The 10,955-nt window shown below is 75.7% G+C and carries 9 protein-coding genes; 7 read left to right on the top strand and 2 right to left on the bottom strand.

The genetic code is table 11. The features are described from left to right. The first annotated feature begins 233 nt into the window (after positions 1 to 233). The gene (locus EUS26_RS12300; RefSeq protein ID WP_165368604.1) at positions 234 to 1,310 is read left to right on the top strand and encodes a 2-succinyl-5-enolpyruvyl-6-hydroxy-3-cyclohexene-1-carboxylate synthase; all 1,077 of its coding nucleotides are present in this window, start codon (positions 234 to 236) and stop codon (positions 1,308 to 1,310) included. A gap of 81 nt (positions 1,311 to 1,391) precedes the next feature. On the opposite strand, the gene EUS26_RS12295 is transcribed toward EUS26_RS12300, so the two are convergent. Continuing rightward, positions 1,392 to 2,705, bottom strand: a complete 1,314-nt coding sequence (locus EUS26_RS12295; protein WP_130014113.1) for a GNAT family N-acetyltransferase — start codon at positions 2,703 to 2,705, stop codon at positions 1,392 to 1,394. Positions 2,706 to 2,771: 66 nt separating this feature from the next. On the opposite strand from EUS26_RS12295, the gene EUS26_RS12290 reads away from it, so the two are divergent. Continuing rightward, entirely contained in the window at positions 2,772 to 4,079 is a 1,308-nt protein-coding gene (locus EUS26_RS12290) for an MFS transporter (protein WP_130014112.1), read from the top strand. Positions 4,080 to 4,320: 241 nt separating this feature from the next. Here the strand turns inward: EUS26_RS12290 and EUS26_RS12285 are convergent, their stop codons facing one another. Continuing rightward, positions 4,321 to 5,661, bottom strand: a complete 1,341-nt coding sequence (locus EUS26_RS12285) for an isochorismate synthase (protein ID WP_130014111.1) — start codon at positions 5,659 to 5,661, stop codon at positions 4,321 to 4,323. A 38-nt stretch (positions 5,662 to 5,699) separates the two neighbouring features. Here EUS26_RS12285 and EUS26_RS12280 point away from each other — a divergent pair, with 38 nt between their 5' ends. The 5 genes from EUS26_RS12280 (at position 5,700) to EUS26_RS12260 (ending at position 10,948) form a co-directional block, all read left to right on the top strand. Further along, the gene (locus EUS26_RS12280) at positions 5,700 to 6,479 is read left to right on the top strand and encodes a demethylmenaquinone methyltransferase (protein ID WP_238148961.1); all 780 of its coding nucleotides are present in this window, start codon (positions 5,700 to 5,702) and stop codon (positions 6,477 to 6,479) included. A gap of 10 nt (positions 6,480 to 6,489) precedes the next feature. Beyond that, positions 6,490 to 8,337 (top strand): DUF294 nucleotidyltransferase-like domain-containing protein, encoded by a 1,848-nt coding sequence (locus EUS26_RS12275; RefSeq protein ID WP_130014110.1) that lies wholly within the window; start codon positions 6,490 to 6,492, stop codon positions 8,335 to 8,337. Further along, positions 8,337 to 9,056 (top strand): exonuclease domain-containing protein, encoded by a 720-nt coding sequence (locus EUS26_RS12270; protein WP_130014109.1) that lies wholly within the window; start codon positions 8,337 to 8,339, stop codon positions 9,054 to 9,056. Before EUS26_RS12275 ends, EUS26_RS12270 begins: the two co-directional genes overlap by 1 nt. A 136-nt stretch (positions 9,057 to 9,192) precedes the next feature. Beyond that, on the top strand, positions 9,193 to 10,497 hold the full coding sequence (locus tag EUS26_RS12265; RefSeq protein WP_202865134.1) for a geranylgeranyl reductase family protein: 1,305 nt from the start codon (positions 9,193 to 9,195) through the stop codon (positions 10,495 to 10,497). 85 nt (positions 10,498 to 10,582) lie between these two features. Beyond that, positions 10,583 to 10,948 (top strand): NADH-quinone oxidoreductase subunit A, encoded by a 366-nt coding sequence (locus EUS26_RS12260; protein ID WP_130014107.1) that lies wholly within the window; start codon positions 10,583 to 10,585, stop codon positions 10,946 to 10,948. Positions 10,949 to 10,955: the final 7 nt, after the last annotated feature.

The raw sequence follows: 10,955 nt of genomic DNA, 5'->3' as shown, positions 1-10,955 counted from the left end.
GGGGGGGGGCGGGGGGGGGGGGGGGGGGGGGGCGGTGGGGGGGGGGCGGGGGGGGGGGGGGCGGCGGGGGGGGGGGGGGCGCGGGCGGGGGGGGGGGGGGGGGTGCGGGTGGCGCGGGTCGCCTGGTGGGCGGCGACCGGCTCGGTCGGCGGCGCGGGGTGCGGATGGGCGGGGGCGGCCGGGTCGGGATGGGGGTGCGCGGGGGTGGCGTGGGCCGGCTGCGGCGGCGGGGGGTGAGTGAGCCGCGCGCGCGGGGCGTGCTCGTCGGTGTGCCCGTCGCGGGGCAGCAGCTGGGGATGCCCGCCCTGTTCCCCCGGGGTCGGGGGGCGGCCGCCTCGCGCGCCTCCTTCGCCGCGCTCGGCTTTACCGCGTTGCTGGCCGGCGTCGTCGGCCCGCTGGTCGCCGGCGCGGTCGCCCGGGGCGAGCTCGCGCAGCTGGTGCCGGACCGGGTGGTCGTCGTGGGGCGGCTCACCCGCTTCCGCGAGCTCGGCGCGCTGCTGCGGCTGCCCGGCGTGGTCGTGGAGCAGGTCGCCGGGCACGAGCGGTGGACCGACCCCTCGCACGTCGTGAGCCGCGTGCACGGCGTCGGCGCCCTGGTGGCTGCACCGCAGCGGCATTCCGGGGCCACGGCGTGGGTCGACGCCTGGACCGCGGCCGGGGCGGCGCTCTCCGGGGCGGTCAGCGCGGCGGCCGGGCCGGAGCCGACCGGAGTCGGCGTCGCCCGCGCGGTGGCCGGCGTCCTCACCGCCCAGGACGTGCTCGTGCTCGGCTCCTCCACCGCGCCCCGCGACCTGGCCCTGGCGCTGGACGGCGACGCCGCCCCGGCCCGGGTGGTCGCCAACCGTGGCCTCGCCGGGATCGACGGGACGGTGTCCACCGCCGTGGGCGTGGCGCTCGCGGTGCAGGGGGAGGAGCCGCCGGCCGCCCCGCCCCGGGTCGTCGCCCTCATGGGCGACCTCACGTTCCTGCACGACGCCGGCGGCCTGCTCATCGGGCCCGGCGAGCCGCGCCCCGACCTCATGCTCGTCGTGGTCAACGACGACGGGGGCGGCATCTTCTCCACGCTGGAGTACGGCGACCCCGCGCGTCTCGCCACCCCCCTGGGCGCGGCCGCGGCCGAGCGCGTCTTCGGCACCCCGCACGGCACCGACCTGGGCGCGCTGTGCGCCGCCCACGGCGTGCGGCACGAACGGGTGACCTCGCTGGGCTCGCTACGGAGCCTGCTGGCCGAGCGGGACGGCGGGCTCAGGGTGCTCGAGGTGCCGGTCGACCGGGCGAGCCACCGGCGGGTCCGCGACGCCCTGCGCTGATCCCGGTGCCAGAACGGTGCTGCACGCCGGTCGTCCTGGCGACCAGGGTGCAGCACCGTTCCCGCACCACCGTGGAGCGCGCTAGAAGCCGATCGCCGGCACCGGCTCACGGTCGGCCCGCATCGCCCGCGAGAGCGCGGCCACGGCACCGGGTGCGCGCTCCTCCACGCCGAGGGTGGGCACCTGGGCGAGCAGCGTCCGCCCGCCGAGGTATGCCGCGCCCAGCGCCGCCACCGGCGTCACCAGGTCGGGCTCGGCGTCGGAGGGGCCCACCTGCGCCGACCCGTCGCCGTCGACCTGGACACGCCACCGACCGGCGTTCCACGGGCATACCTTGTCGTCGACCTGCACGACGAGGTCCAGCGGCGCCCCCGGGGCGTAGCCGCGCTCGCGCAGCGCCCGCGGCACGTCGACGAGCCGTAGCCACAGGGCGTCGAAGACCCGCATCTGCGCCGAGCGCGGTCCGCCCGCCCACCAGGCCAGCGGGTCGTCCGTGGGGCGCGACCAGAAGACGGTGCGGCTGGTCAGGTCCATGTCGACGAGGCGACGGGCCAGCGCCAGCAGCGACGCGTGGTCGACGGCGGCCAGCTCGTCCACGCCCACCTCGCCCGCGGGCTGCGCGTCGTCCCACCTGCTCTCCCGCCGGAACACGGCGTACCCGGTCAGCTCCTCGCCCCGGCGGGCGAACATCACCCGGCTCGGCTCCTTGCTGGCTCGGGCCTTGGGGTGGTCGCGGAAGGCGAACCACGACTGCTCCATGGACGCCGGGCGGGTGACCGCGCCCAGGGTCACCTCCGCGCAGGTCAGGTGGGCCCGGTGGACGGTGGCGAGCGCCTCCTGCGTGTCGAGCACAGTGACGTGCGTGCGGATCTCGTCGGCCTGCCGGCTCAGGGCCTCGGGCGCTCGCAGCGTCGTCCCGCGGCCGACCGTCAGCTTGGCGTCGGCACTGGCGTGGCCGTAGCCGAAGCGTCCGTAGATGGCCGGCTCGGAGGCGTGCAGCCCGGCGAGGGAGGACTCCCCGCGCTCGTGGACGCGGTGCAGGTGGTCGGTCATCATCCGGCGCAGGACGCCCTGGCGCCGCGCGTCGGGGTGCACGCTGACCATCGTCAGCCCGTCCATCGGCACCCGGGTGAGGCCGCCACCGGCGGCGGGGACCATCAGCCCGAGGTCGAAGGCGCTGTAGAGACCGAGCAGCGGCGCGGCGCCGGACGCCTCGCCGGGCAACGGCCCGCCGGGTCGGGGGACCCCGCGGGCGTGCCGCAGGTCGATCTCGTCGTCGAGGTGCTGCAGGGTCTTGCCCGGGACGACGGAGAACCAGACGGTCTCGACCAGGTCCCGGATGCGCGGGAGGTCGTCAGGGGTGAGGTCCACGAGGGCGGGGGGCGAGGTGGTCACCGGGACAGTGTGGACCAACTAGGCTGGTGGGCCGGGGAATTTTCGAGGACGACGCCGAGGAGGAGCATGCCCGTGGAGCGTGACGCGCGCGGTTCGGTGCTGGCCGTGCTGGTGGTCTTCGCCAGCGCCGGGTTCGTCATGGGCCAGGCGCTCGCCCGCGTGCCGGCGGTGCGCGACCAGCTCGGCGCGGACACCGGCGCCCTCGGGCTGGCGCTCATGGGGATGGGGCTGGGCTCGCTGCTGGCCATGCCGTTCACCGGGTGGCTGGTCGACCGGTTCGGCAGCCGGCGGGTCGTCACGGTGGCGGTCCTGCTGGGGTGCCTGGGCTGGGCGGCCGTCGCGGCCGTGCCGTCGGTGCCGGTGCTCCTCGTCGTGCTCGTGCTGACCGGCACCAACGTCGGCGTCTGGGACGTCGCCATGAACATCCAGGGCACCCACGTCGAGCAGGCCCGGTCCCGCTCGCTCATGCCCTTCCTGCACGCCGCGTTCTCCGGGGGAGCCGTGCTGGGGGCCGGCTCGGGGGCGCTCGCGGCCTGGCTCGGCGTCGGGCTGGGACAGCTGCCGGTGCTGGCGGCGGTCGCCGCCGTGGCGGGGGTATGGGGTGCCAGCCGGTTCGTGCCCGAGGTCGCCCCGGACGACGTCGAGGAGAGCGGCGCCGACGACTCGCGGGCGGGTGCCCCGGCGGCTGCGACCGCCGCGTCCGCGGACCCGGGCGGTGAGGCGGTGGGCGAGCCGACGGCGGGGGCGGCCGAGGCGGCGGTGGTCACGGCGCAGGAGCGTCCGGCCCGCCGCGGCGTCACCTCCGTGGAGATCCTCATCGGGCTCATCTGCCTGGCTGGGGCGCTGGCCGAGGGGTCGGCCAACGACTGGCTGGCGCTGCTGCTCGTCGACGTGCACGGCGCGCCGGCGGCCTTCGGCGCCCTGACGCTCACCGCGTTCAACCTCACGATGATGGTGGGCCGGCTGCTGGGCGGTCCCGCCATCGAGCGCTTCGGCCGGGCCGCGGTCGTGCGCACCGGGGGCGTGCTCGCCGCGGTCGCCATCCTCGTCGTCACGCTCAGCTCGTCGCTGACGCTGGCGCTGCTCGGCGGCCTGCTGTGGGGTCTCGGCGTCGCGACGATCTTCCCCGCCGCGATCTCCGCCGCCGGCGAGGTGCCCGGGCGCGGCAACCGCGCCATCACCGTCGTGTCCACGATCGCCTACGGCGCGTTCCTCTTCGGGGCACCGACCATCGGCCTGCTGGCCAGGGAGGTCGGCCTGGACCGCGCGCTCTTCGTCGTCGTCGGCTTCCTCGGCCTGCTGCTCGTGCTCTCCCCGGTCATGCGGGAGAAGAGCCGTGGCCGCACCCGGTCGGCGTCCTCCATCGTGGGGTGATGCTCACCCTGCGGCCGCCCACGGTCTCGACCAGGCGCCGCTGCGCCGGAGGCACGGGCAGCGCCGCTGCGCCGGAGGCACGGGCAGCTGTCCGCCGAGGACGTGGCGACCGACCCGTGGTCGTCCCTGAGCCGTCATGTCCTCCTCGAGCCCCCGCGAGGAGGCTGTCGAGTGACGTCCCGGCGTGCAGTCGCAGGGAGGGCGGCGGGGCGACGTCGATACGACCGGCGGCCCGTACCGGTCAGGCGCCGCCGAGCCCGAGGGCGTGCCGCATGGCGGTCAGCTTGACCTCGGTCTCGGCGAGCTCGGCCCGGGGGTCCGAGGCGGCCACGATCCCGCCGCCGGCGAAGAGCCGCATGGAGTGGCGGTCGTCGGCGAGCTCGCCGCAGCGCAGCGCGATGCCCCAGTCGCCGTCGCCGGAGGCGTCCATCCACCCGACCGGACCGGCGTAGCGACCCCGGTCCATCCCCTCCAGCTCCGCGATGAGCCGGGCGGCGGGCCCGGTCGGGGTGCCGCACACCGCGGCCGACGGGTGCAGGGCCGCGGCCAGGCGCAGCGAGGTGGCGCCGCTGCGCATCGTCCCGGTGAGGTCGCTCGCGAGGTGGTAGACGTCGGGCAGCTCCAGCACGTAGGGCGCCTCCGGCACCACGAGCTCGGCGCAGTGCGGCGCCAGCGCCTCCGCGACCGAGCGCACCGCGAAGGCGTGCTCGTCGAGGTCCTTCTCGCTGCTGACCAGCCGCAGCCGCGGGTCGACCGGGTGCTCCAGGTCCGCTGCGGTCGCGAGCGCGTCACCGACCCGCCGGACCGGTATGCCGTTGGGCCGCCGGATCGTGCCGGCCAGGACGCGCGAGCGGGCCCGGCCGCCCTGCAGCCGCACCAGCATCTCCGGGGTGGCCCCCACCAGGCCCTCGACCGCGAAGGTCCAGGTCGCGGCATACCTCTTCTCCAGCCGCTCGAGCACCGGCGCCAGCCGGACGACCTGGCCGTCCCGGTGCCGCACCTCGACGTCCCGGGCGAGCACCACCTTCTCGACGTCGCCCCGGCCGATCCGCTGCACGGCCTGCTCCACGACCACCGGCCACCGGTCGGCGGCGACCGCGCCGGGGGACTCCACCAACGGGTCCAGCACCTCGATGTCGGCGTTGGTCCGCCCCAGCAGCTCGGCCGGGTGCGCGGCGGGCCACGGCTCGTCGTCGACCACCACCTGGGTCACCCAGGCCAGGCCGTCCCGGCGGCCGATGACCACCCGCGGGATGGTCAGCACGCTGGTGTCCGCGGAGTCGGGGGAGAAGGTGAACGACCCGAAGGTCACCAGGCCGGTGCCCGGCAGCCGGACCCCGTCCTCGACCTCGGCGCGCTCCTGCACCTCGGTCCACCACTGCTCGGCGGCGTCGAACCGGTCCGGCCCGCTCGTGCGCACACCGGCCACCCGGCCCCACCCCACCAGGCCGTCCCCCTCCCTCAGCCAGGCCACCACGTCGCTGGGGTCGATCTCGTCCGGGATCCGGGTGAGCAGGTCGCCGGGCGCGTCCACCGCGAGGGTGCGGGCGCGCAGACGGGGCAGGGGACGGGTCGAAGCCACAGCCGACCATCGTAGGAGGTGGTGGGAGAATGCCCGCCATGAGCCCGACGCGAGCCGACCTGGACAAGCAGCCGCACGAGGTGGCCCGGATGTTCGACGCCGTGGCTCGCCGCTACGACCTCACCAACACCGTCCTCACCGGCGGCATCGACCACCTGTGGCGGCGGGCGGTGGTCCGGGCGGTCGACGCGGCCCCCGGGGAGCGGGTGCTCGACATCGCCGCGGGCACCGGCACGTCCAGCGAGCCCTATGCCGACCGCGGCGTGCAGGTCGTGCCGGCCGACTTCTCCCACGGCATGCTCGCCGAGGGCTACCGCCGCCGTCCCGACCTCCCCTTCACCGCCGCCGACGCGATGCGGCTGCCCTTCGTCGACGGCGCCTTCGACGTCGTGACGATGAGCTTCGGCCTGCGCAACGTCGCCGACACGGGCGCCGCCCTGCGCGAGTTCCGCCGGGTGGTCCGGCCGGGCGGGCGGCTGGTGGTCTGCGAGTTCAGCCGGCCGGTGGTGCCGGTCTTCTCGACGGTCTACCGCAACTACCTCATGCGGGCACTGCCGCAGGTCGCCCGCCGGGTCAGCTCGAACCCCGAGTCCTACGTCTACCTCGCCGAGTCCATCCGCGCCTGGCCGCCCCAGCGGGAGCTGGCCGAGCAGGTGCGGGCGGCCGGCTGGCAGCGGGTGCGGTGGCGCAACCTCACCGGCGGGGTGGTCGCCCTCCACCACGCCGTCGCGCCCCACGACACCCCCGAGCCGGGGGCCGGGACGACGGGCGCCGCGGCGGCGGCGGGGAGCGACGGCATACCCGGCGACACGGTGTAGGAGCAGCGCCGTGGACGTCGAGCTCGCCGAGATCCGGGACTTCCTCGCGCAGCACCCGCCCTTCGACGCGCTCCCGGACGACGTCCTCGACCGCCTGCCGTCGCGCTGCTCGGTCAGCTACGCCCGGCGCGGCACCGTGGTGCTCAGCCCCGGCGACCCGGGGGACCGGCTCTACCTCGTCCGCTCCGGGGCCGTCGACATCACCGACGAGGGGCGCCTCGTCGACCGGGTGGGTGCCGGCGGCGGCTTCGGGATGTCCGCGCTGGTCGAGCACGTCCCCGCCCGGTATGCCGCCACCGCCCGGGAGGACACCCTGCTGCTCGAGCTGCCGCAGGCGGACTTCGACGCCCTCGTCGCCGAGCACCCGGCCGTGGCGGTGCACTTCGCCGCGACCCACCACGGCCGCATCACCGCGGCGATCACCCAGCTGCAGGCTCCCGTGCGCGGGTCCGCCGTGCTCAAGACCTCGGTCCGCGAGCTGTTGCGCGGCGAGCCGGTGTCGGTCGCGCCGTCGGCCACGGTCGCCGAGGGCGCCCGGGTCATGACCCGGGCCGGGGTCTCGTCGCTGCTCGTCATGCAGGACGGCGCGCTGCTCGGCATCGTCACCGACCGCGACCTGCGCCGCCGGGTGCTGGCCGCGGGGGTCGCCCCGGACCGTCCGGTGAGCGAGGTGATGACGGCCGACCCGGTGACCCTGCCCGCCCGGGCCCTGGCCCTCGAGGCGATGCTGGAGATGACCGGGCGCAACATCCACCACCTGCCGGTCGTCGAGGACGGGCAGGTCCTTGGGCTGGTCACCACCACCGACCTGGTCCGCCTCGAGCGCTCCAACCCGGTCTATGTGGTGGCCGACGTCCAGCGGCAGCAGGACGTGCCGGGCGTGGTCGAGCAGGCGGCCCGCGTCCCCGCCGTGGTGGCACAGCTGGTCCGGGAGGACGCCAGCGCCGCGGACGTCGGCCGGGTCCTCGCGGCCCTCACCGACGCCCTGACGAGGAGGCTCGTCGCGCTCGCCGAGGCCGACCTCGGGCCCGCCCCCGGCCGCTACGCGTGGACCGCCCTGGGCTCCACCGCCCGGGAGGAGCAGGGGCTGGGGAGCGACCAGGACCATGCCCTGGTGCTGGCCGACGACGCCGACCCGGCGGACCCGTGGTGGGCCGCCCTGGCCGAGCGGGTCACCGAGGGCCTGGAGGCCTGCGGTCGCCCACGGTGCGCCGGTGGTGCCATGGCGACCAACCCGCGGTGGCGGCTGCGGCTGGGCGGGTGGAGGGCGCAGTTCGGCCGCTGGAGCGACGAGCCGACCCCGGACGCCGTGCTGCGGGCGGCGATCTTCTACGACATGCGGGCCGTGGACGGCGACGCCGGGCTCGTCGACACGCTGCGCGCCGAGGTGGTGCCGATGGGGGGCCGCTCGGACCTGCTGCTCGCCCACCTCACCGCCCAGGCGGCCCGCATGCGTCCGCCCATCGGCTTCTTCCGCGGCTTCGTGCTGGAGGACGCCGGGGAGCACCGGGACACCCTCGACCTCAAACGGGGCATCGGGGCCGTGGTGCAGCTGGCCAGGGTGCACGCCCTGCGGGCCTCCTCGACGGCGCTCGGCACCGGGGAGCGGCTGGCGGCGGCCCGCGACGCCGGTCTGCTCGCGGCGGAGTCGGCCACCGACCTCTCCGACGCCCTGGAGCTGCTGTCCTACCTGCGGCTGCGTCACCAGGTGGCGCGGGTGGCGGCCGGTGAGGCGCCCGACAGCCACCTCGACCCGCGCCAGCTCGGCAGCCTGGACCGACGCCACCTGCGCGACGCCTTCGCCATCGTGCGCTCCGCCCAGCAGGGGCTGACCTCCCGGTCCCCGCAGGTCGGCTGATGGGCCTGCGCGACGTCCTGGGGGTGGGGAGGCGGCTGCCCGAGCCCGGCACGCCGCTCGCGGCCCTGGCCCAGGCCTCCCGGGTCGACCCCCGCACACCGCTCGCCGAGGTCGAGCTGCTGGCGCTCGACCTCGAGACCACCGGGCTGGACCCCGGCCGCCACGAGGTGCTCTCGGTGGGTCACGTGCCCGTCGTGGGCGGTCGCGTCCTGCTGCGGCAGGCCCGGCACGAGCTGGTGCGGCCGCGCGGGCCGGTGGGGGAGTCCGCGGTGCACCACGGCCTCACCGACGACCGGCTGGCCGACCGGCCCGACCTGGCTCAGGTCCTCCCCGGCGTGCTCGACGCCCTGCGCACCGACACCGGTCCGTCGGGCGAGGTGGGCCGGCCCGTGCGCCGCGTGCTGCTGGCGCACTTCGCCCAGATCGAGACGGCCTTCCTCGACGAGGCCTGCCGCCGTCTCTACGGTGCGCGCGTCGCCCTGCAGGTGGTCGACACGCTGACCCTGGCCCAGCGGATGCTGCGGGTCCCCACCCCGGAGCTGGCCACCGGCCGGCTACGGCTGGACGCCTGCCGGCGCACCTACCGGCTGCCGCGCTACCGGGCGCACTCGGCGGTGACCGACGCCCTGGCCTGCGCCGAGCTGTTCCTCGCCCAGACGGCCGAGCTGGCCGAGCAGCACGGCCGGCCGCTGCGGCTGGCGGACGTGCTGACCCGCTGACCGAGGAGGGCGGCCGGGCATTTGGGTCAGCGCGTATGACGTATTGCGCCTCAGGACCCCCTGCCCCGATTCTGGCGAGGGGCGGGCCTAGACTCGGCACCGTTCGTGAAGGTTGTCACAAGCGAGGCCGAGCACCGTGGATGAGCAGGTCGAGACCGCCGACGTCATCGTCGTCGGAGCCGGGCCGGGAGGGGCCGGCGCTGCCGCATACCTCTCCGCGCACGGCCTCGACGTCCTCCTGCTGGAGAAGTCCAGCTTCCCCCGCGACAAGATCTGCGGCGACGGGCTGACCCCGCGCGCCGTCCGCGAGCTCATCAGCCTGGGCGTCCCCATCGACGAGGAGGACGGCTGGCACCGCACCCGCGGCCTGCGCATCGTCGGCGGGGGCATGCGGCTGGAGCTGGACTGGCCGGCGAACGAGACCTTCCCCGGCTACGGCCTGGTCCGGACCCGGCACGACCTCGACGAGATCCTCGCCCGGCACGCCGTGACCCGAGGGGCCCGCCTGCTGGAGGGCATCAACGTGCAGGAGCCGGTGCTCGACGCCCGCGGCCACATCTGCGGCGTGCGGGCCAAGGTGATGGGCCCCGACGGGCGACCCACCGGCGAGCGCCGCGAGTTCCGCTCCCGGGTGGTCATCGCCGCCGACGGCAACTCCAGCCGGCTGTCGCTGGCCATGGACCGGCCCAAACGCGACGACCGGCCCATGGGGGTCGCGGTGCGCGCCTACTACGAGACGCCCCGGCACGCCGACCCCTACCTGGAGTCGTGGCTGGAGCTGTGGGCCCGTGGGGACGACGGCGAGCAGGGTCGTGGAGATGTGCTGATGCCCGGCTACGGGTGGATCTTCCCGGTCGGGGACGGCACCGCCAACGTCGGCCTGGGCATCCTCGACACCGCCGAGGCCTTCGGGACCTTCGACTACCGCGACGTCATGCGCCGCTGGATCGCGACCATGCCGGGCGACTGGACGTTCTCCGAGGAGACGCAGCAGGGGCCCATCCGGGGCGCGGCCCTGCCGATGTGCTTCAACCGGCAGCCGCTCTACGACCGCGGACTGCTCCTCGTCGGCGACGCCGGGGGCATGGTCAACCCGTTCAACGGCGAGGGCATCGCCGAGGCCATCGAGTCGGGCCGGCACGCGGCCGAGGTCATCGCCTCCGCGCTGGCCCGGCCGACGCCGGGGGAGACCGAGGCGGTGCTGCAGTCCTACACCACCGCGATGAAGGCGTCGTTGGGCGGCTACTACACGCTGGGCCGGCACTTCGCCACGCTCATCGGCAAGCCCGAGGTCATGCGCCTCGCGGTGAAGTACGGCCTGCCGCGGCGCTCCCTCATGCGCCTGCTGCTCAAGATCATGGCCAACCTGCCGCAGGAGCGCGGCGGCGGGATGGACGACCGGGTGATCAACGCGCTGAGCCGGATGACCCCTGCGGCATGACGGCCACGTCCACCCCTAGGATTGGTACGCGCGCGACCCTGGCGAGCCCGACGCCGGGCACCTCTCGAAAGGAGTGCAGGCACTGATGGACTACCACCCGTACCTGCCGGTCGTCTTCTTCCTGCTGTTCGGCCTCCTGTTCGCCTTCGGGTCGGTCTTCGGTGGCGCCCTGCTGGGGCGGTCCACCTACAACCGCGCCAAGGCCGAGGCCTACGAGTGCGGGATCCAGCCGACGCCGCAGGCCGACGAGGGCGGTCGCGTCCCGGTGAAGTTCTACCTCACCGCGATGCTGTTCATCGTCTTCGACGTCGAGGTGCTCTTCCTCTACCCCTTCGCGGTGGCCTTCGACCAGGTGGGGCTGTTCTCCGTCCTGGCGATGCTGCTGTTCCTGGTGGTGGTGTCGGTGCCCTTCGTGTACGAGTGGAGCAGGGGCGGCCTGGAATGGGACTGAGCACGAG

The organism is Serinicoccus sediminis, assembly GCF_004153545.1.
In the GTDB taxonomy this organism is placed as follows: Bacteria; Actinomycetota; Actinomycetes; order Actinomycetales; family Dermatophilaceae; genus Ornithinicoccus; species Ornithinicoccus sediminis_A.
Note: the sequence above shows the minus strand (reverse complement) of the source record. Positions and strands in the feature narration are given on the sequence as shown.